The sequence below is a fragment of the Klebsiella sp. BIGb0149 genome (assembly GCF_004362605.1).
Lineage (GTDB): Bacteria > Pseudomonadota > Gammaproteobacteria > Enterobacterales > Enterobacteriaceae > Klebsiella > Klebsiella terrigena.
The window spans coordinates 216,966-238,229 of record NZ_SNYG01000006.1; the positions used below are offsets into that span (position 1 = coordinate 216,966).

Consider the following 21,264-nt stretch of genomic DNA (forward strand, 5'->3'; position numbering starts at 1 on the left):
TTTTTTATGCCTGAAATTTGCCGCCCGTCAGCGCGGCGGCGAGGTAAAGAGCGCCGAGTAGTCGCGGTTGCAGATACGCTGTACCGCCGGATGCTGGATCATGCGCTCGGCAAAGATGGCGTGATACTCCTCCATCACGTTCTCCATCCGGCCGATCTCAATAATCGACTCGTCGTGGTAGAAATCATGCGCGTAGAGCGTCGGCGCGACAAAAATCGCGTTGTGCGCCGCGCCGAACGCCTTCATCAGCGCCGCGTCGTCAAACTCCCCGAGGATCTCAACCTTGAGCCCCTGCGAATTAAACCAGTTCAGCAGCTTGCGGCCAAGCATCGAACGCCGGCCGGGGATCAGCAGGCGACGCTCCTCAAGGCAGGCGGGAAACGGCTTCTCCGGCGGCGGATTCATGCACCAGAAGCTCACGCTGCATTCGCCGATGCGCACCGAAAACAGCCCCTCCTGCTGGGTTGAGTCGATGGGGCAATCGGAGATAATCATATCGAGCTTATGCTGGCTCAGCTGCTCCAGCAGCATCTCGTGGGTCGATTCAAAGCAGCGCAGGTGGATCTGCTCATCCTCAACCACCGCCGCATCCAGCACGCCGCTCACCAGCCGCTTCGACAGCGCATCCGCCACGCCAACGTCGAACAGCAGATTCGACTCCTTGCGGTAGTTGACGATATCCAACATCTCCTGGCTGAGCGTGAACATGCGGTCGGCGTAGCGGAACACCAGCTCGCCCAGCTCGCTCGGCTCCAGCCCCCTGCCCTTACGCTTAAAAAGCTTGCCCTGCAGGCGCTCTTCAAGCGCTTTAATTTGTCCGGTGATGGTCTGCGGCGTCAGAAACAGCGCTTCCGCCGCCCCGACCACGGAGCCTTCCTTGTAGACGTGCCAGAAGTAGTACAGATGGTTGTAGTTAATATGCGACATGCTTCTCTCCCTGATAATGTCCTGGAGAGCCTCTGCAGGCTCTCCGAAAGTATTACGCCGAGTGGGCGGGAACCGTTATGCGCTTGCGCAGCAGCAGATATCCGCTGACGGCCGATAGTACCGAGCCGGTCAGAATGCCAAGCTTGGCCCAGTTGATTAAGCCGGGGTCAGTGCTGGCAAACGCCAGGCTGGCGATAAAAATCGACATCGTAAAGCCGATCCCGCAGAGCACGCCGACCGCCATAATCTGCGGGAAATGAGTCCCTTCCGGCAGCGAAGCCCACTTCAGCTTCAGCGCCAGCCAGCAGAACAGGCCGATCCCCAGCGGCTTGCCAATAAACAGCCCGGCAATAATCCCCAGCGGCAGCAGCGACGTCAGCCCCTCAGGCGTTACCCCTTGCAGCGAGACGCCCGCATTAGCAAAGGCAAAGAGCGGCAGGATAAGCCAGGCAACCCACGGGTGCAGAACGTGCTCAAGCTCCTTCGCCGGCGATTTGCCATCCTGCGCCTTCAGCGGGATCATAAAGCCGACAATGACCCCCGCTAAGGTGGCGTGAACCCCGGACTTCAGCACCGCGGTCCACAGCACGGCGCCAACCAGAATATAGATACCGGTGCGCCGCACCCCGCTCAGGTTCAGCAGCGCCAGCACCCCAATGGCCCCCGCAGCCACCGCGAGCGACAGCACGGAAAGGTCGTTGGTGTAGAACAGCGCGATAATCACGATCGCGCCCAGGTCATCAATGATCGCCAGCGCCATCAGGAAAATCTTCAGCGCCACAGGCACGCGGCTGCCGAGCAGCGCCAGCACGCCCAGCGCGAACGCAATATCGGTTGCCGCCGGGATAGCCCAGCCCCCTCTGGCAATCGGGTCCTGGGCGTTAAACGCAAGATAGATAAGCGCCGGGACGATCATCCCGCCCAGGGCGGCCAACACCGGGAACACCGCCTGACGACGGCTGGCCAGCGCCCCTTGCATCATCTCGCGCTTCACTTCGAGGCCGATCAGCAGGAAGAAGACGGCCATCAGCGCGTCGTTAATCCACAGCAGCATGTTCTTGTTGATTTCCAGCGCGCCAACGCGCAGCTGAACGGGCGTTTCCAGAAAGGAGTGATACAGACCGCTGGTGGCGTCGGTATTCGCCAACAGCATCGCCAGCACGGCGGCAAAAATGAGGATGATGCCCCCGGAAGCATCGCTACTTAAAAAACGCTGCAGATGTTTCACTTTTTATTCTCTCTATCAGGATTATTCATCGTTTAAACTATTCTAATCGCCATAACAGCTCGAAAAAATAAGTTTATTATTGCTCTGTCGTTCGGTTTTTACGAAATGAGAAGAGAAGGGTCAGAAAGAGTCCGAACGAGAAATTCAGGCAGCATTAACGGAGAGACGGCGAGAAATAAAAAAGCCACTTCGCAATAAAGTGGCTTTTTACACGGCACAATGATTAGCGCGTCAAATCATCGAAGAATTTCTTCACGCCGTCAAAGAAGCTTTTGGAGCGCGGGCTGTTGTTCTCACCCGTCGGGCCACCGAAGCTTTCCTGAAGTTCTTTCAACAGCTGCCGCTGCTTGTCGTTGAGGCCAACCGGCGTCTCAACCACCACGCGGCACAGCAGATCGCCCTGCGCGCCGCCGCGTACGGACTTGACGCCTTTACCACGCATGCGGAACAGCTTGCCGGTCTGCGTTTCGCCAGGCACCTTCAGATTCACGCGGCCGTCCAGGGTCGGGACTTCAATCTCGCCGCCCAGCGCCGCCATGGTGAAGTTAATCGGCACTTCGCAGTACAGGTTATTGCCTTCGCGCTCAAAGATGGCGTGCTGCTTCACCTGAACCTGAACGTACAGATCGCCGGCCGGAGCGCCATGCTCGCCGGCTTCACCTTCGCCAGACAGACGAATGCGATCGCCGGTGTCTACGCCTGCCGGGATTTTAACCGACAGCGTTTTAGTTTTCTCTACACGACCGTGACCGTGGCATTTATTGCACGGGTCTTTGATCAGCGTACCGCGTCCCTGACAGTGCGGACAGGTCTGCTGAACGGCGAAGAAGCCCTGGCGCATCTGCACCTGGCCTGCGCCGTGACAGGTCGGACAGGTCTGCGGCTTGCTGCCCGATTTCGCGCCGCTGCCGTGGCAGACGTCGCACTCTTCCAGCGTCGGGATGCGGATCTCTTTCGTTACGCCGCGAACCGCTTCTTCCAGCGTCAGATCCATGTTGTAGCGCAGGTCAGCCCCGCGCGACGCGCGCTGACGACCGCGGCCACCGCCGAAGATGTCGCCGAAAACATCGCCAAAGATATCGCTGAAATCCGCGCCACCGCCGAAACCACCGCCGCCGCCGCCCATGCCGCCCTGCTCAAACGCGGCGTGGCCGTACTGATCGTAGGCCGCACGCTTCTGATCATCCGTCAGGATTTCGTAGGCTTCTTTGATTTCTTTAAATTTAGCTTCGGCCTCTTTATCGCCCTGGTTGCGGTCCGGGTGATATTTCATGGCCAGGCGCTTGTACGCCTTTTTGATTTCACGCTCTTCCGCTGTTTTGGAAACGCCTAAAATCTCGTAATAATCTTGCTTTGCCATTGGTGTTTTTCAGCCCCTTAACATGCGTGCACGGGCGGAGAGGAAACCTCTTCGCCCGTGCCAGTGTTTTACCCGTTCAAAGGGCGATTATTTTTTGTCTTTCACTTCTTCAAACTCAGCGTCAACGACATCGTCGTCTTTCGCGTTGCTTTCGGAAGCTTCAGCACCGCCAGCCTGCTGCTGAGCATGCTGCTGCTGGGCAATCTCCATCAGCTTCTGGGAAGCCTGGGCCAGCGCCTGCATTTTCGCTTCGATATCGGCTTTGTCTTCACCTTTCAGGGAAGTTTCCAGCGCGGTCAGCGCAGACTCGATAGCGGTTTTGTCGTCAGCCGGCAGCTTGTCGCCCGCTTCTTCAACCTGCTTACGCGTGCTGTGCAGCAGATGGTCGCCCTGGTTGCGGGTCTGAACCAGCTCTTCGAACTTACGGTCAGATTCCGCGTTCGCTTCTGCTTCACGGACCATTTTAGCGATTTCTTCTTCGTTCAGACCGGAAGACGCTTTAATGGTAATTTTCTGCTCTTTACCGCTGTTTTTATCTTTCGCGGAGACGTGCAGGATACCATCGGCATCGATATCGAAGGTCACTTCGATCTGCGGCATGCCGCGCGGTGCCGGGTTGATGCCGTCGAGGTTAAACTGACCCAGTGATTTGTTATCGGAGGCGCGTTTACGCTCGCCCTGAATCACGTGGATAGTTACCGCAGACTGGTTATCTTCCGCCGTCGAGAACACCTGGCTGTGCTTGGTCGGGATAGTGGTGTTCTTGTTGATCAGCGCAGTCATCACGCCGCCCATGGTTTCGATACCCAGCGACAGCGGGGTAACGTCGAGCAGCAGAACGTCTTTAACTTCACCAGTCAGTACGCCGCCCTGAACCGCTGCGCCGATAGCAACAGCTTCATCCGGGTTAACGTCTTTACGCGGCTCTTTACCAAAGAACTCGGCAACTTTCTTCTGCACCATCGGCATACGAGTCTGACCACCGACCAGGATAACGTCCTGAACGTCGGATACGGACAGACCAGCATCCTGCAGCGCAACTTTCAGCGGCTCGATAGAGCGGTTAACCAGGTCTTCTACCAGGCTTTCCAGCTTCGCACGGGTCACTTTAATGTTCATGTGTTTCGGACCGGTAGCATCTGCGGTGATGTACGGCAGATTCACGTCGGTCTGCTGAGCGGAAGAAAGCTCGATTTTCGCTTTTTCTGCCGCTTCTTTCAGGCGCTGCATGGCCAGCGGGTCGTTACGCAGGTCAATGCCCTGATCTTTCTTAAACTCGTCAACGAGGTAGTTGATCATACGGCTATCGAAGTCTTCGCCACCCAGGTGAGTATCACCGTTGGTTGCCAGAACTTCGAAGGTTTTCTCGCCGTCAACTTCGTCGATTTCGATAATAGAGATATCGAAGGTACCACCGCCGAGGTCGTAAACCGCGATAGTACGGTTGCCGACTTCTTTATCCAGACCGTAAGCCAGCGCGGCTGCGGTTGGTTCGTTGATGATACGCTTAACTTCCAGACCCGCGATACGACCGGCGTCTTTCGTCGCCTGACGCTGAGCATCGTTGAAGTATGCCGGTACGGTGATAACGGCTTCAGTTACCGGCTCACCCAGGTAATCTTCCGCGGTTTTCTTCATTTTCTTCAGCACTTCAGCAGAGATCTGCGGCGGTGCGGTGCGGGTACCTTTCACATCAAGCCATGCGTCGCCATTGTCTGCGGCAACGATTTTGTACGGCATGATAGAAACGTCACGCTGAACTTCTTCATCCTGGAAGCGGCGACCAATCAGGCGTTTAATCGCAAACAGGGTGTTTTGCGGGTTTGTCACTGCCTGACGTTTAGCCGGCTGACCAACCAGAGTTTCACCATCCTGGGTATAAGCAATGATAGAAGGCGTGGTGCGATCGCCTTCGGCGTTTTCCAGCACGCGAGCAGTAGTGCCATCCATAATCGCTACACAAGAGTTGGTAGTACCCAGGTCGATACCAATAATTTTACCCATCTAAACGTCTCCACTAAAAATTCAGTCAACATGTGGTTGTGAACCTGTAATAAGGGCGAAACGTGCGGTTTCAACTGCCCAACATCTTTTTTTTTCAGGTTCATTCACTGCGGTTGACTACAAGATGGGGTCGTCCACAGCTTCATCAAGGGGGGAGGCAAAAAAATTTTTATCTTCATCACCCCACGAAGCCGGCCGTCGGCGAGGGAGTTTTCCCGATATGACGCAAAAAAGCGCGCTTCACGGCGTTCATCCGCTGGGGTCCCCGTAAAGGGACGATGAGTCTGCTTAGGCGAGTCCGCCCCCGAGTTGAAAGACCAGAAGTTCGACGGATCATAGCCTTACGAACGCCTTTGCCCGCCTGACCTCAGGCAAATGCCCGACATCGTTTAGAGAGTGCGTAAAATTGGTGAAAAATACCTCGCCAGATCATAGACAGCCTGACGACTCCTCATTATTATGCCGCGCCCCACCGCTGAGCGACGGGGTAATGCTTCCCTTTCTAATCATTATTTTGAGGAATTATGGGCAACACTAAGTTGGCTAATCCGGCACCGCTGGGCCTTATGGGCTTCGGCATGACCACTATTCTGCTTAACCTGGCGAATAGCGGCCTTTTCGCGTTTGATGTAGCTATCCTGGCGATGGGCATTTTTTACGGCGGTATTGCGCAGATTTTCGCAGGCCTGCTGGAATTTAAAAAGGGTAACACCTTTGGTTTAACCGCTTTTACGTCCTACGGCGCCTTCTGGCTGACGTTGGTCGCAATTCTTCTCATGCCGAAAATGGGCCTGGCAGAGGCGCCGAACGCGCACTTCCTGGGCATGTATCTCGGACTGTGGGGAGTATTCACGCTGTTTATGTTCTTCGGTACCCTGAAAGCCGCACGGATGCTGCAGTTCGTCTTCCTCAGCCTGACCGTCCTGTTTGCCCTGCTGGCAATTGGTCACCTGGTCGATAACGAAGGCATCGTTAGAATCGCGGGCTGGATTGGTTTAGTCTGCGGCGGTAGCGCGATTTATCTGGCGATGGGTGAAGTACTCAACGAGCAGTTTGGTCGCACCGTTCTGCCAATCGGCGCGCCTCATTGATAGAAGATACCCTCGCCTTACGGCGAGGGTATTGAGCAGTCGCGCTAAGGCAGACGCTGCAGTTCGCCAGCCGCGGCGGCGCTATTTCCCCCCAGCCCCTGACGCAGCCAAATCCCCAGCCCCAGCCCCATCAGCGACAGCGCCAGCACGTACCACGCCGGAGCCATCGGCGATACGCCCATCAGCATAGTGACGGCAATCGGCGTCAGGCCGCCGAAAATGGCGTAGGAGACGTTGTACGAGAATGAGATTCCGGTAAAACGCACCTCCGCCGGGAAGGCGCGAACCATCACGTAAGGCACCGCCCCGACCACGCCAACGCACAGCCCAACGGTGCCGTACAGCAGGAAAAGCTGTTCAGGCGAGGTGCCGGAAAGGTGATAGAACGCCCAGCTGGAAACCGCCAGCAGAAGGCTGCCGACGATAAACGTCCGGCTGGCGCCAAAGCGATCGGCCGCCAGGCCTGCCAGCAGGCAGCCGACACACAGCATAATCGTCGCAATACTGTTCGCCTGCAGGGTCACCGCCGGGGCAAAGCCGTAATGCTTTTGCAGCCACACCGGCGACATCAAAATGACCACCACCACGCCAGCGGACAGGAGCCAGGTCAGCAGCATTGAAACCACCACGGCCTTCTGATGCTTGAGCACCACCGATTTAACCGGCAGCTCCTGGGCTAATGCTTTGCGCTGCTGCATCTCGAGGAATATCGGCGTTTCCTGCAGCCAGCGGCGTAAATACATCGCCACCAGGCCGAACACGCCGCCCAGCAGGAAAGGAATACGCCAGCCGCCGTCGTGGATGCCCTGCGGCGTCAGGCTGGTATTAATCAGCGTCGCCACCACCGACCCCAGCAGGATCCCCACCGTTAAGCCCGCCGTTAGCGTGCCGCAGGCGATACCGATTTTTTTCTCCGGCACGTGCTCCGCAACAAACACCCAGGCGCCGGGGACTTCCCCCCCAATCGCCGCGCCCTGCAGCACGCGCATCAGCAGCAGCAGCAGCGGGGCAACGATCCCCATCGATGCATAGGTCGGCAGCAGGCCGATCGCCAGCGTCGGCAGCGCCATCAGTAAAATACTCAGGGTAAACATTTTCTTGCGCCCGACCAAATCGCCAAAGTGGGCCATGATAATGCCGCCGAGAGGACGCGCCAGATAGCCGGCGGCGAAAATGCCGAAGGTCTGCACCTGGCGCAGCCACTCCGGAATATCGGCCGGGAAGAAGAGCTCGCCGACAACGGCGGCAAAGAAGACGAAGATAATGAAGTCGTAAAACTCCAGCGCCCCGCCAAGGGCGGCCAGCGTCAGAGTTTTATAGTCTTGTCGATTCAGAGGTCGGGTATGTTGTGACATAACGAGCTGTTCATCCAGAGGTTTGTAGGTGTTATCACGCAGTGTGTAAAGTAAAAAACACTATATCGTAAATAAAACAGCACACCACCAGGATTGCAGGTTATGTCAGGAAAGCATCAAATTCAGGATAAACTTTCGCGTCTCGCGCTTTTTGGCCGAAAAGCCGCTACCACTTCCGGCGCAGTCTCGACATAAGGCCCCTCAAGCAGCTGTACACAATACGGTACACTTGCAAAGACGCCGTGCACCAGCACCTGGCCATCGGCATCTTTGACCCCTTCGAGGGTTTCCTCAATCGCCTTCGGCTGACCGGGCAGATTGAGGATCAGCGCCTGCTTACGGATCACCCCAACCTGGCGGGAGAGAATGGCCGTCGGGACGAAGTGCAGGCTCACCTGACGCATCTGCTCGCCAAAGCCCGGCATGACGCGATCGGCAACCGCCAGCGTCGCATCCGGCGTCACGTCTCGTCGCGCAGGGCCGGTACCGCCGGTAGTTAACACCAGATGGCAGCCCATTTCGTCAACCAGCTCGCACAGCGTTTGCTCGATAATCACCTGCTCATCGGGGATCAGGCGGGTCTGGAGCTCAAAAGGGGTCGTCAGCGCACGCGCCAGCCACTCTTCAAGTGCCGGGATGCCTTTATCCTGATAAACGCCGCTGGAGGCGCGATCGGAGATGGAAACTAAGCCGATTCGTAAGGTATTCATCGTTATTCCGTTCAAATAGTGCAGTTAGACGGAATAATACACGCTGGAAGGAGATACAGACAGGGCTCAAAAGAAGTAGCGTGACCGGAAGCCCGGCCACGCGCAATGATTACAGCAGATCGCCGATCATTTTTTCCAGTTTTTCCTGGTCGATAGCAAACTTACGGATGCCTTCCGCCAGTTTGTCTACCGCCATCGGATCCTGGTTGTGCTGCCACAGGAACTGAGATTCGGTGATGCGTTCCGGACGGGCTTTCACTTCGCCGCTGAAGGTCAGCTTGCGTTCGATAGCGCCTTCGCTTTCTGCCAGCTCTTTCAGCAGTGCCGGAGCGATGGTCAGACGGTCACAGCCGGCCAGCTCGAGGATTTCGCCGACGTTACGGAAGCTTGCGCCCATTACGACGGTTTCATAGCCGTGCTGCTTGTAGTACTCGTAGATTTCGCTGACGGAAACCACGCCCGGATCTTCCGCCGGCGCATACTCTTTCTTATCCGTGTTCGCTTTGTACCAGTCGAGGATACGGCCTACGAACGGAGAAATCAGGAATACGCCCGCTTCCGCACAGGCGCGTGCCTGAGCGAAGGAGAACAGCAGGGTCAGGTTACAGTTGATGCCTTCTTTTTCCAGCTGCTCGGCGGCGCAGATGCCCTGCCAGGTAGAAGCCAGCTTGATCAGAATGCGATCGTTGCCGATGCCCGCATCGTTGTACAGCTTGATGATGCGTTTAGCTTTCGCGATGGATGCCGTGGTGTCATAGGAGAGACGGGCATCAACTTCGGTAGAAATACGGCCTGGAATCAGCTTAAGGATTTCGAGACCAATGTTCACCGCCAGCTTATCGGAAGCGTCGATAACCTGCTGCGCGCGATCGCTGCTCTGAGCGCGGGCCCAGACGATAGCGTCATCAATCAGCTTACGGTACTCAGGGATCTGAGCAGCGCCAAGAATCAAAGAAGGGTTAGTCGTGGCGTCCTGAGGCTGATACAGCTTCATTGCCGCAATATCTCCGGTATCAGCTACGACAGTGGTGTACTGACGCAGAGAAGTCAATTTATCCGTCATGATAGTGTTCTCTTAAACAGCAGTTAAGGGGATGTAACCGGTCTGCCAAGATGATAACACGCTGCCGGGTCAGCGCAACTGCGGACCATGCAAGAGCGCAGAGTGTGATAAACTGAACGAATTAATTCTCTGAATGTTAAAGGATTGTCACTAAAATGGTAACGCTTACACGAGCTTACCAACATGGACAAGAGGATGCTTAATGCCTGATTTTTTCTCATTTATCAATGAAATACTCTGGGGTTCGGTAATGATTTATTTATTACTGGGTGCCGGCGTATGGTTTACCTGGCGGACGAAATGTATTCAGTTCCGTTATGTTAGCCAGTTTGGGAAAAGTTTGCGCAAAAGCCTCCTGCCCCAGCCCGACGGCTTAACCTCTTTTCAGGCCCTGTGCACCAGCCTGGCCGCCCGCGTCGGGAGCGGCAACCTGGCCGGCGTGGCGCTGGCGATCGCCGCCGGCGGTCCGGGCGCCGTCTTCTGGATGTGGGTCTCTGCGCTGCTCGGGATGGCCAGCAGCTTCGCCGAATGCTCCCTTGCCCAGCTCTATAAAGAACGCGATGCGCAGGGGCAATTTCGCGGCGGTCCCGCGTGGTATATGTCCCGAGGCTTAGGGATGCGCTGGATGGGCGTGCTGTTTTCAATCCTGCTGCTGCTCGCTTATGGCGTTATTTTTAACACCGTCCAGGCCAACTCGGTGGCGCATGCGATGACCTATGCCTTCGATCTGCCCGGCGTTATCACCGGCGGCGTGCTGGCGGCGCTCACCCTGCTGGTTATCGTTCGCGGCTTGCGCAACGTGGCAAAGATCCTGCAATGGTTCGTCCCGCTGATGGCGGTGCTGTGGGTTGCCGCCAGCCTGCTCATCGGCCTGTGGCACATCACCGCCCTGCCGGCAATTTTTAACACCATTTTCCGCTGCGCGTTCGGCTGGCAGGAAGCCGCCGCCGGCGCGGTGGGCTATACCATCAGCCAGGCGCTAACCAGCGGTTTCCAGCGCGGAATGTTCTCTAACGAAGCGGGGATGGGCTCAACGCCTAACGCCGCCGCGGCCGCCGCCTCCTGGCCTCCGCACCCGGCGGCTCAGGGGATCGTCCAGATGCTTGGCGTTTTTATCGATACCGTTGTTATCTGCACCGCCAGCGCGGTGATTATCATGCTGGCGCCGCGCGGAGGCGGAGAGGACGCCGCTAACGGTATCCAGGCCATTCAGCATGCGATGAGCGGGCTTGTCGGCGGCTGGGGCGCCGGCTTTGTCGCCGTCATCGTGCTGCTCTTTGCCTTTAGCTCTATCGTGGCAAACTACATTTATGCTGAAAATAACCTTATTTTTCTGCGTTTTAATAGCCCCCGCTGCATCTGGGGACTGCGGATTATCACCATCCTGATGGTCTTAACGGGAACGATGATGAGCCTCCCGGTCGTCTGGCGGCTGGCGGATATTATTATGGCGCTGATGGCCATTACCAACCTGACGGCGATCCTCCTGCTGTCACCCACGGTACGCCTGCTTGCCAGCGACTATCTTCACCAGCGACGGCTGGGCGTGCAGCCCACTTTTGACGCCGCGCGCTATCCGGAAATTCGCCAGCAGCTGGCGCCGGGAACCTGGGACGGGCCGTCGCGCGAATAGCACAGCAATCGCAGCAATCGCAGCTATCGATCCCTCCGCGGTCTTTTTTTGCTAAAATCGCCGAAAATCTCCTGCAAGGACTGGATATGCTGATTCTGATTTCACCTGCTAAGACGCTCGATTATCAAAGCCCGCTGGCGACGACGCGCTACACCCAGCCCGAGCTGCTGGAGTATTCCCAACAGCTTATCGGCGTGGCGCGCCAGCTTTCAGCGCCGCAGATAGGCAAGCTGATGGGCATCAGCGATAAGCTGGCGGATCTGAACGCCACCCGTTTTCACGACTGGCATCCCGAGTTCACGCCGAAAAACGCCCGCCAGGCCATTCTGGCCTTTAAGGGCGACGTCTACACCGGGCTGCAGGCGGAAACCTTCGACGAGGCGGATTTTGATTTCGCCCAGCAGCACCTGCGTATGCTCTCCGGCCTGTACGGCGTGCTGCGCCCGCTGGATCTGATGCAGCCCTATCGTCTGGAGATGGGCATTAAGCTGGAAAACGCCAAAGGCAAGGATCTCTATCAGTTCTGGGGGGAGACGATTACCGATACGCTGAATCAGGCGCTGAAGGCCCAGGGCGACGACGTGGTGATTAACCTCGCCTCCGACGAATACTTCCGGTCGGTCAAAACGAAACGGCTGCAGGGGCAGATTATTAAGCCGGTGTTCCTCGATGAGAAAAACGGCCAGTTTAAGGTGATCAGCTTCTACGCCAAGAAAGCGCGCGGCTTGATGAGCCGCTATATCATTGAGAACCGCTTAACCCAGCCGGAGCAGCTCACGCGCTTCGACAGCGACGGGTACTTCTTTGACGCCGACGCTTCCGATAAAGGCGAGATGGTCTTTAAACGTCACGAGCGCTAACCCGCTTCCCGGCCGCCAGCCTGCCGGCCGGGAATGCCGCTTAGCGGTGGTGCCAGTCGCGATCCGGACCGCGATCGCGTTCGCGCTGGTGATAACGGCGATCGTCATGCGGATGCCAGCGATCGTCGCGCCAGTCGTAATGGCGTCCCCACCACTCACGATCGCGCCAGTGGCCACCGTCCCAATAGTTGCCGGAGTTATCGCGATCGCCGATCTGCAGTTTTACGGCCGGAATCAGCGTAATTTCAGCGGCGTGGACGGCCGCAGGAGCCACCAGCAGCATCGAAAGCGCGAGGATCACAGATTTCAGCTTTGACATAGGTTTCCCCTTTGTTAACAGTGCCCGTGATGGGTCGATAGCCCAAGGTTAACCCTGCACAACGGCGCTTGTTATTCTCCGCAATCCTATTCTTCAGCCCCCGGCATTTATTGATAATTCATGCATAATTTCTCCTTTTTTGGGCGTAAAAAAACCGGGCGCCCTGGCCCGGTTTGAGAAATAAACAACGTCTGTAGCCGCCGTTACGCTTTCGCCATCATCAGCTCGCGCAGCGCCGCATAGTCCGCAGGCAGGTTATGCGACAGCAGCGGCAGGTCAGCGCGGTCCGCCAGCTCTTTCGGCAGCGGCAGCGTCTCCTGCAGGATCTCTTCAACGCTCTCCTTGAACTTCGCCGGATGCGCGGTACCGAGGAACAGGCCGTATTCGCCCGGCTGCAGCTGGTCGCGCAGCGCGCGCCAGGCGATAGCCGCATGCGGCTCCGAGGTGTAGCCGATGGCTTTCAGCTCGCGCATCGCCTCTTTGGTCGTCTCGTCGTCCACGGTCGCGTATCCCAGCTCGTTCAGACGCCAGGTTTTACGGCGGAACAGCTCTTCCACGCGCGGCCAGTTGTTTGGCTGACTGACGTCCATCGCGTTGGACAGCGTCGCCTGAGTGACCTTCGGCGCCCAGTTGCCGTCCTGCAGGAAGCGAGGAACGGTATCGTTGGCGTTGGTGGCGGCGATAAAGCGCTTAACCGGCAGGCCCAAAGACTTCGCCAGCAGGCCGGCGGTGAGGTCGCCGAAGTTGCCGCTTGGCACCGAAATCACCAGCTGATTACGCGCTTCCTGAGACAGCTGCGCGACCGCTTCAAAGTAGTAGCAAATCTGCGCCAGCAGACGGCTGATGTTAATCGAGTTGGCGGAGTTCAGGCCCAGCGCCGCTTTCAGCTCTTCGTCGTCGAAGGCCTGCTTAACCAGCGCCTGGCAGGCGTCGAAGTCGCCGTCGATAGCCACGGTTTCAATGTTGCCGCCCAGGGTGCAGAACAGCTTCTCCTGCAGCGGGCTAATCTTGCCGCGCGGATAGAGAATCACCACCTTCACGTTTGGCAGACCGTAGAACGCGTGGGCCACCGCCGCGCCGGTATCGCCAGAGGTCGCCGTCAGGATAGTTACCGGCTTGTCGCCCGCGATATGGGTCAGCATCTGGGCCATAAAGCGGCCGCCGAAGTCTTTAAACGCCAGCGTCGGGCCATGGAACAGCTCGAGGCAGCCGACGTCATCCTGCACCTTGCTGACCGGAGCCGGGAAGGTGAAGGCCGCGCCGATACGCTCCTGCAGGACCGCCTGCGGGATCTCATCGGCAATAAATGCCGACAGGATCTTAGCGCTGCGGGTGACAAAATCCAGCGCCAGCATCTCATCGATTTCGGTCAGGCTAAATTCCGGCAGATCGTGCGGGAAGAACAGCCCCTGATGCTTGCCAAGCCCCTGCGTGACGGCCTGCGCAAAGCTGACCTGTTCGTTATGATCTTTTAAGTTATAGAGTTTCATTGGTTATCCCACTACTCGTGCGCCCGCCGTGTCCAGCCGGCAAATATGAACAAAGCCTTCGTGATTCTGCAGATAATGCGTCCCCAGCCAGTCGGCGACGCGCTGCGCGGTTTCCGGCTTATCGCACAGCGCAAACAGCGTCGGGCCAGAGCCGGAGATCCCACAGGCCTGCGCGCCGATCTCCATCGCCGCCTGCCGCGCTTCGCTGAAGCCCGGCAGCAGTTTGGTGCGATAGGGTTCGGCAATCACATCTTTCATCAATTTCGCTGCCAGCTGCGGCTGGCGGGTATAGCAGGCGTGAATAAAGCCCGCCAGATGGCGGCCGTGCGCAATACAATCCTGCCGCCGATACTGGGCCGGCAGGATGGCGCGCGCTTCCGCCGTCGAAACTTTAATTCCAGGGTACGCCAGCACCCACAGCCATTCGTCAAAGCCGGGCACCTGCTGGCTGATGATGTCGTTCTCTTCGATCATCAGCTGCATGCCGCCCAGATAGCACGGGGCGACGTTGTCGTAGTGGATACTGCCGGAGATGCGCCCTTCCATCTCGCCCATCAGCGCCAGCATCCGGGTTTCGTTCAGCGGCTTGCCGCAGAATTCATTCATCGCCACCAGCGCCGCTACTACTGAACAGGCGCTGGAGCCGAGGCCGGAGCCAATCGGCATATTTTTTTCCAGCACCATCGCCACCGGAACCTTTCTGCCAATCTCTTCGCAAAAACGCTCCCAGCATTGATAAACGATATTCTCCTGCGCCGCCGCCGGCAGCTTGCTGGCAAAGCGACCCACGTTTTGCAGGCTGAAGCTTGCGGCCGCCTCAACCGAGACGTTGTCCCCCAGCAGCGTACCGTCAACCGGCGTCACCGCCGCGCCCAGGACATCAAACCCGACGCTCATATTGGCACTGGAAGCCGGGGCATATACTTTGACCATCTTAAACTCCTAACTTCCATGACAGGGTACGCAGCAGGTCGGCAAATACGCCGGCAGCCGTCACATCGTTACCCGCGCCATAGCCGCGCAGCACCAGCGGCAGCGGCTGATAATAGTGGCTGTAAAAGGCCAGCGCGTTCTCACCGTTTTTGACTTTAAACAGCGGATCGTTCCCGTCCACCGCGGCGATTTTCACGCGGCAGGTTCCATCCTCTTCGATATTACCGACGTAACGCAAGACTTTACCTTCATCGCGCGCTTTCGCCACCCGGGAAGCAAATTCGTTATCCAGCGCTGGCAGACGTGCCATAAAGCTCTCGACGTCGCCGCTGGCATCAAACGCTTCAGGCAGAGCCGACTCAACGATAATGTCCGACAGCTCCAGCTCACGTCCGGTCTCACGGGCCAGGATCAGCAGCTTGCGGGCAACATCGACGCCGGAAAGATCGTCGCGCGGATCCGGTTCGGTATAGCCCATATCCCGCGCCAGCGTCGTCGCCGCGGAGAGCGTCATCCCCTCGTCCAGCTTGCCGAAGATAAAGGACAGCGAACCGGAGAGGATGCCGGAGAAGTGCAGCAGTTCGTCACCGGCGTTGAGCAGGTTCTGCAGGTTCTCGATAACCGGCAGGCCGGCGCCGACGTTGGTGTCGTAGAGGAATTTGCGTCGGGAGCTGCTCGCCGCGTGGCGCAGCTGATGGTAGTAATCCAGCGATGAGGTGTTGGCCTTTTTGTTCGGCGTCACCACGTGGAAACCTTCGCGCAGGAAATCGGCGTACTGATCGGCGACCGCCTGGCTGGAGGTACAGTCAACGATCACCGGGTTGAGCAGGTGATACTCTTTCACCAGGCGGATCAGGCGGCCCAGGTTAAGCGACTCTTTCGCTTCGGCCAGCTCAGCGCGCCAGTTTTCCAGATTCAGACCGTGGACGTTGGTCAGCAGGGCCTGGGAATTGGCGACACCGCACACGCGCAGGTCGATATGCTTGTTCTTCAGCCAGCCCTGCTGACGCTTGATTTGCTCGATCAGCGCGCCGCCAACGCCGCCGACGCCGATAACGAACACCTCAATGACCTGGTCGGTATTGAACAGCATCTGGTGGGTGACGCGTACCCCGGTAGTGGCGTCGTCATTGCTGACCACTACGGAGATAGAGCGTTCGGAAGAGCCCTGGGCAATCGCCACGATATTGATATTGGCGCGCGCCAGCGCCGCGAAGAACTTGGCCGAAATACCGCGCAGGGTGCGCATACCGTCGCCGACGACGGAAATGATCGCCAGGCGATCCATGATCGACAGCGGCTCCAGCTGCCCCTCTTTCAGCTCCAGATAGAACTCCTCCTCCATCACCCGTTTTGCCCGGGCGCAGTCGCTTTGCGGCACGCAGAAGCTGATGCTGTACTCAGAAGAGGACTGGGTGATCAGGACCACCGAAATACCGGCGCGGGACATGGTGGCGAAAACGCGGGCGGCCATGCCGACCATCCCCTTCATCCCCGGACCGGAGACGTTGAACATCGCCATATTATTGAGGTTGGAGATCCCCTTAACCGGCAGGCCGTCTTCATCAAGGCTGGCGCCGATAAGCGTACCCGGCGCCTGCGGATTGCCGGTATTTTTAATCAGACAGGGGATCTGGAACTGAGCGATAGGCGCAATGGTGCGCGGGTGCAGAACCTTGGCGCCGAAGTAGGAGAGCTCCATCGCTTCCTGATAGGACATCGACTTCAGCAGGCGGGCGTCAGGTACCTGGCGCGGATCGCAGGTGTAAACGCCGTCGACGTCGGTCCAGATTTCACAGCAGTCGGCGCGCAGGCAGGCGGCGAGTACGGCGGCAGAATAGTCGGAGCCGTTACGGCCGAGAACCACCAGCTCGCCCTTTTCGTTGCCGGCAGTAAAACCGGCCATCAGCACCATATGGTCCGCTGGGATCTGGCTGGCGGCAATACGGCGGGTTGATTCGGCAATATCGACGGTGGATTCGAGGTAGTGGCCCACGGCCAGCAGTTTTTCAACGGGGTTAATCACGCTGACCTTATAGCCACGCGCTTCAAGAAGGCCGGCCATGATCGCGATGGAGAGCTTCTCTCCGCGGCAAATCAGCGCAGCGTTAACGCTATCCGGGCACTGGCCAAGCAGGCTGATGCCGTGCAGCACGTGCTTTATCTGGGAAAACTCCTGCTCGACGAAGGTTTTCAGCTGCGCCAGCGCAAAGCCCGGCTGAGCATCGGCGAGACCCTGCAGCAGTTCAGCAAAAATGCGTTCAGCGTCAGCGATATTGGTGAGCGCATCCTGGCCGCCGATGGTTTTTTCAATCATCGCGACCAGATGGTTGGTAATTTTCGCCGGGGCAGACAGTACGGTCGCTACCTGCCCCTGCCTGGCATTGCTCTCCAGAATATCGGCAACACGCAGAAAACGTTCTGCATTTGCCACTGATGTACCGCCGAACTTCAACACGCGCATGGTTGTTACCCCTAGATTTTTTGTCGAAAAAAAAGCCCGCACTGTTCAGGTGCGGGCTTTTTTCTGTGTTTCCTGTACGCGTCAGCCCGCACCGTTACCTGTGGTAATAGTGGTGGTGATAATCGTTGTAATCATGCCGATGCGTTTCATGGATGTTGTGTACTCTGTAATTTTTATCTGTCTGTGTCCTGTGCCTATATTGGTTAAAGTATCTGCCGGCTTAAGTCAATGAATTTCTGTTTTTCGCCGGTTTTTACGCACCTGGCCAATGCGCCAGAATGCACCGGTCATTCATCCCTGTTCACGCAGTCTCACGCCATCAATCAGCAGAAAAAACCATACATAAAACTTATGACAGAACTTTACTCCGGGAGGTTTTTTTCAATATCGTGCAGCAAACGATGGAGCATTGCCGTATCCCGCTGCTGCAAAAGTCCAATCCGCTGCTGTAGCCAATCGGTGAGTTTGACGTCTTCAGCAACGCCAAGCCGGGTCAACAGATCGAGGGTTCGCAAACGCAGCGCCTGCAGCTGGTTTTCATCAACGCTCGCGTAAACGGCAGACGCCTGCTGAACCAGGGAAGTCAGCTGATAGCAGTAAACCATCACCGACTGGCCGAGGTTGAGCGACGGATAGTCGGCGACCATCGGCACGCCGGTCAACACGTCGGCAAGGGCCAGCTCCTCGTTGGTCAGGCCGGAATCTTCCCGACCAAACACCAGCGCCGCGTGGTTCATCCACTGCGCCTTTTCCTCCATCAGCGGCAGGAGCTGCTGCGGGGTGGCGTAGTAGTGGAAGCGCGCCCGGCTGCGGGCCGTGGTGGCGACCGTAAAATCGACATCGTGCAGCGCCTGCTCCAGCGTTGAATAAGTGTTTATATTATCGAGAATATCTCCGGATCCATGGGCGACCCAGCGCGCGGCAGGCTGCAAATGGGCATCGCTTTCGACGATCCGCAGATCGCTAAAGCCCATCGTTTTCATCGCTCGCGCGGCCGCGCCAACGTTCTCTGCCCGAGCCGGGGATACTAATACAATAGATACGCGCATTGTGGTTCTCTTCTACTCTCTCAGGGGGCGAAAATGAAAGTTATCCCTCATTTTACGCGGTGAAAATTTACAAATTTGCAACAAATATCACTAAAATTGCGTTCGAACACCCATAAAAAAAACTAAACTATTTCCAACCAGCCGCGACACGAGGTATGTTAACAGAACGCTTTTATCCATATGTTTGCCAATGATATTTCGCTCCGGATACCGTTTCAGGCGTTGGATTCAGCATATTTATCAGTTTCCCCACGCAACCATTTGAGCTGTGTAAGATTTGTAACTACAAATAGCATTTCAATACGATGATTTCACAAGACTGTTAACGTGCTACAATTGAACTTGATATATGTCAACGAAGCGTAGTTTTATTGGGTGTTCAGCCTCTCTTAGCCTGTTATATTGCTGTTAAAATGGTTAGGATGACAGCCGTTTTTGACACCGTCGGGTCCAGAGGGAAAGTACCCACGACCAAGCTAATGATGTTGTTGACGTTGATGGAAAGTGCATCAAGAACGCAATTACGTACTTTAGTCATGTTACGCCGGACATGTTAATTTGCGACATGTACCAGGCAGGTCAGGGACTTTGGTACTTCCTGTTTCGATTTAGTTGGCAATTTAGGTAGCAAACATGCAGACCCCGCACATTCTTATCGTTGAAGACGAGTTGGTAACACGCAACACGTTAAAAAGTATTTTCGAAGCAGAAGGTTATGATGTGTTCGAAGCGACCGATGGCGCGGAAATGCATCAGATCCTGTCTGAAAATGATATCAACCTGGTAATCATGGATATTAACCTGCCGGGTAAAAATGGTCTCCTGCTGGCGCGTGAACTGCGCGAACAGGCGGACGTCGCGCTGATGTTCCTTACCGGCCGCGATAATGAAGTTGATAAGATTTTGGGCCTCGAAATTGGCGCAGATGACTATATCACCAAGCCATTCAACCCCCGTGAACTGACTATTCGCGCGCGCAACCTGCTCTCCCGTACCATGAATCTGGGTACCGTAAGCGAAGAGCGTCGCAGCGTAGAAAGCTACAAGTTCAACGGCTGGGAGCTGGATATCAACAGCCGTTCTCTGGTCAGCCCGAACGGTGAGCAGTACAAGCTGCCGCGCAGTGAATTCCGCGCAATGCTGCACTTCTGCGAAAACCCGGGCAAAATCCAGTCACGCGCTGAACTGCTGAAGAAAATGACCGGCCGTGAGCTTAAGCCGCACGACCGTACCGTAGACGTGACCATCCGTCGCATTCGTAAGCACTTTGAATCTACTCCGGATACGCCGGAAATCATCGCTACCATTCACGGTGAAGGTTACCGCTTCTGTGGCGATCTGCAGGAATAATTAACTATTCCCGCAGCAACAACGTAAAACGGCGCTCAAGGCGCCGTTTTTTTATTTCCAGATCCTGAACGTATCGTCGCCCTCACCGCCGGGCTGCTCCGCCTTTTTTGGCTTCTGAGACGATAGCGCATACCAGTCAACGTGGCGAGTCAGCAGCATCAGCGCGCTTAGCGCCAGCAGCAGCACGCCGGTCCCGAGCAGCAGCGCGCTATCTTCCGAACGCAGCAGCATCCACATAACGCTATCCAGCAATAATAGCGCGCAGACGAAGAGCAGGCTGTTGCGCCATCCTTTCAGCACGGCGTGCAGATACACGGCGTTGATCAGCGCGCCGATGACGCTGGCGGCAATCCATGATGGCGTAAAGCCAATGTGTTCCGAGAGCGCCAGTAATACCAGATAGAACATCACCAGCGACAGGCCAACCAGCAGATACTGCAGCGGATGCAGGCGGTACATCGTTAAACTTTCGAAGACAAAGAAAGCCATAAAGGTTAGCGCAATCAAAAGAATGGCATATTTAGTCGCCCGATCGGTCAGCTGATATTGATCGGCTGGCGTAGTGACGTTGACGTTGAAGGCCGGCAGCTCCCGCCACTCAACCTCCCGATCGTCAACGAAGAACTTCGCCATGTTGTTGGCAAACCAGCTGCTTTGCCAGCGGGCGCTATAGCCGGAGGCGCTGACCTCGCGGCTAACGGGAAGAAAATCGCCAAGAAAACCGGGGTGCGCCCAGTTGCTTGCCAGCTGCAGCTCGCTATTGCGCCCAACGGGCACCACCGAGAAGCTCCCCATTCCGTTCAGGTTGAGAGTGAACGCAAGGTCCAGCGTTTTCTGCTGCGCCGACAGCGGCGGTAGCGGCATATGAATCCCCTCTCCGCTGCCGCTGAGGCCCAGCCCAGGCTCCACGGGCAGCGTCGCGCCGCCTATCTCCGGCGCTTCAATAGCGCCAATTCCGCGCGCATCGCTAACGCCGACCACCACGAAGGGTCTGCCCAGCGTAATATTATCTTTTTGGAGTTCAGCCAGGCGGGAGGTATCGAACTGCGCCCTGATCCCAAGCGTGTTGTGCCAGATTTGGCCCTCATAAATGCCTATCTGTCGGGATTCCACGTTCTGCTTGCCGCTTATCGCCAGCGATTCCGGTAGCCAGTAGTGCACCCAGGTCTGCTGATACTCGACCTCTTTTTTATCCTCAAGACGGGTCAACGTCTCGGTGACCGGGATTGCGATCAGCGGCCCGGTCAGCTTTTGCGCGCCGCTGGTGCTTTTCTCCAGCGCATCAACAACGTCGCTACGATAGTCCGCCCGCTCGACAATCAGCTGTCGGACCATCATCAGGGGGATAGATAACAACAGGATGCACCCCAGCAGGGTGCTCATTTTCCAGAATAGCGGTGATTTCAACATAGCGTCCTCCTCAGTGAA

General features: G+C 56.9%; 19 protein-coding genes and 1 other annotated feature. Of the genes, 4 read left to right on the forward strand and 15 right to left on the reverse strand.

What is annotated here, in order from left to right; genetic code table 11:
• Positions 1–27 precede the first annotated feature (27 nt).
• The 4 genes from nhaR to dnaK form a co-directional block, all read right to left on the reverse strand.
• A complete protein-coding gene (gene nhaR / locus EDF75_RS20445) occupies positions 28–927 on the reverse strand; it encodes a transcriptional activator NhaR (RefSeq protein ID WP_041143980.1) in 900 nt (299 codons plus the stop codon).
• Positions 928–979: 52 nt separating this feature from the next.
• A complete protein-coding gene (gene nhaA, locus EDF75_RS20450) occupies positions 980–2,155 on the reverse strand; it encodes a Na+/H+ antiporter NhaA (RefSeq protein WP_133600705.1) in 1,176 nt (391 codons plus the stop codon).
• Positions 2,156–2,378: 223 nt separating this feature from the next.
• Positions 2,379–3,515, reverse strand: a complete 1,137-nt coding sequence (gene dnaJ / locus EDF75_RS20455; RefSeq protein ID WP_045860025.1) for a molecular chaperone DnaJ — start codon at positions 3,513–3,515, stop codon at positions 2,379–2,381.
• 87 nt (positions 3,516–3,602) lie between these two features.
• Positions 3,603–5,519: a molecular chaperone DnaK gene (gene dnaK / locus EDF75_RS20460; protein ID WP_041143977.1), complete on the reverse strand. Its 1,917-nt coding sequence runs from the start codon at positions 5,517–5,519 to the stop codon at positions 3,603–3,605.
• A gap of 524 nt (positions 5,520–6,043) precedes the next feature.
• Here dnaK and satP point away from each other — a divergent pair.
• On the forward strand, positions 6,044–6,610 hold the full coding sequence (gene satP, locus EDF75_RS20465) for an acetate uptake transporter (RefSeq protein WP_041143976.1): 567 nt from the start codon (positions 6,044–6,046) through the stop codon (positions 6,608–6,610).
• Between the two features lie 44 nt (positions 6,611–6,654).
• Here the strand turns inward: satP and EDF75_RS20470 are convergent, their stop codons facing one another.
• From EDF75_RS20470 to tal, 3 genes are all read right to left on the reverse strand, one after another.
• Positions 6,655–7,965 carry an MFS transporter gene (locus EDF75_RS20470; protein ID WP_133600706.1) on the reverse strand — a complete coding sequence of 437 codons (1,311 nt, stop codon included), beginning with the start codon at positions 7,963–7,965 and terminating at the stop codon, positions 6,655–6,657.
• Positions 7,966–8,087: 122 nt separating this feature from the next.
• Positions 8,088–8,675 (reverse strand): molybdopterin adenylyltransferase, encoded by a 588-nt coding sequence (gene mog, locus EDF75_RS20475; RefSeq protein WP_041143974.1) that lies wholly within the window; start codon positions 8,673–8,675, stop codon positions 8,088–8,090.
• Between the two features lie 109 nt (positions 8,676–8,784).
• Positions 8,785–9,738, reverse strand: coding sequence for a transaldolase (gene tal / locus EDF75_RS20480; RefSeq protein WP_045860032.1), 954 nt, complete (start codon positions 9,736–9,738; stop codon positions 8,785–8,787).
• A gap of 202 nt (positions 9,739–9,940) precedes the next feature.
• Between tal and EDF75_RS20485 the strand changes: the two genes are divergently transcribed.
• A complete protein-coding gene (locus EDF75_RS20485) occupies positions 9,941–11,371 on the forward strand; it encodes an alanine/glycine:cation symporter family protein (protein ID WP_133600707.1) in 1,431 nt (476 codons plus the stop codon).
• Positions 11,372–11,457: 86 nt separating this feature from the next.
• On the forward strand, positions 11,458–12,231 hold the full coding sequence (gene yaaA, locus EDF75_RS20490; protein ID WP_133600708.1) for a peroxide stress protein YaaA: 774 nt from the start codon (positions 11,458–11,460) through the stop codon (positions 12,229–12,231).
• 40 nt (positions 12,232–12,271) lie between these two features.
• Here the strand turns inward: yaaA and EDF75_RS20495 are convergent, their stop codons facing one another.
• The 7 genes from EDF75_RS20495 to yjjY form a co-directional block, all read right to left on the reverse strand.
• A complete protein-coding gene (locus EDF75_RS20495; protein WP_133600709.1) occupies positions 12,272–12,550 on the reverse strand; it encodes a DUF2502 domain-containing protein in 279 nt (92 codons plus the stop codon).
• 203 nt (positions 12,551–12,753) lie between these two features.
• Entirely contained in the window at positions 12,754–14,040 is a 1,287-nt protein-coding gene (gene thrC / locus EDF75_RS20500) for a threonine synthase (protein WP_133600710.1), read from the reverse strand.
• A 3-nt stretch (positions 14,041–14,043) separates the two neighbouring features.
• Entirely contained in the window at positions 14,044–14,973 is a 930-nt protein-coding gene (gene thrB, locus EDF75_RS20505) for a homoserine kinase (protein WP_041143968.1), read from the reverse strand.
• A 1-nt stretch (position 14,974) separates the two neighbouring features.
• Complete coding sequence (thrA, locus tag EDF75_RS20510) at positions 14,975–17,437, reverse strand: bifunctional aspartate kinase/homoserine dehydrogenase I (protein ID WP_133600711.1); 2,463 nt, start codon at positions 17,435–17,437, stop codon at positions 14,975–14,977.
• A 25-nt stretch (positions 17,438–17,462) separates the two neighbouring features.
• Positions 17,463–17,580 (reverse strand) — a sequence feature (Thr leader region).
• Positions 17,519–17,587 (reverse strand): thr operon leader peptide, encoded by a 69-nt coding sequence (gene thrL, locus EDF75_RS20515; protein WP_071845000.1) that lies wholly within the window; start codon positions 17,585–17,587, stop codon positions 17,519–17,521. It overlaps the preceding feature by 62 nt.
• A 212-nt stretch (positions 17,588–17,799) precedes the next feature.
• Positions 17,800–18,486: a tRNA/rRNA methyltransferase gene (locus EDF75_RS20520; RefSeq protein WP_133600712.1), complete on the reverse strand. Its 687-nt coding sequence runs from the start codon at positions 18,484–18,486 to the stop codon at positions 17,800–17,802.
• Between the two features lie 397 nt (positions 18,487–18,883).
• Positions 18,884–19,024: a YjjY family protein gene (yjjY, locus tag EDF75_RS20525; RefSeq protein WP_049268126.1), complete on the reverse strand. Its 141-nt coding sequence runs from the start codon at positions 19,022–19,024 to the stop codon at positions 18,884–18,886.
• A 95-nt stretch (positions 19,025–19,119) separates the two neighbouring features.
• Here yjjY and arcA point away from each other — a divergent pair, with 95 nt between their 5' ends.
• Entirely contained in the window at positions 19,120–19,836 is a 717-nt protein-coding gene (arcA, locus tag EDF75_RS20530; protein ID WP_002887843.1) for a two-component system response regulator ArcA, read from the forward strand.
• Positions 19,837–19,887: 51 nt separating this feature from the next.
• Here arcA and creD read toward each other — a convergent pair whose 3' ends face one another.
• Positions 19,888–21,246: a cell envelope integrity protein CreD gene (gene creD, locus EDF75_RS20535; protein WP_166646221.1), complete on the reverse strand. Its 1,359-nt coding sequence runs from the start codon at positions 21,244–21,246 to the stop codon at positions 19,888–19,890.
• Between the last annotated feature and the right edge of the window lie 18 nt (positions 21,247–21,264).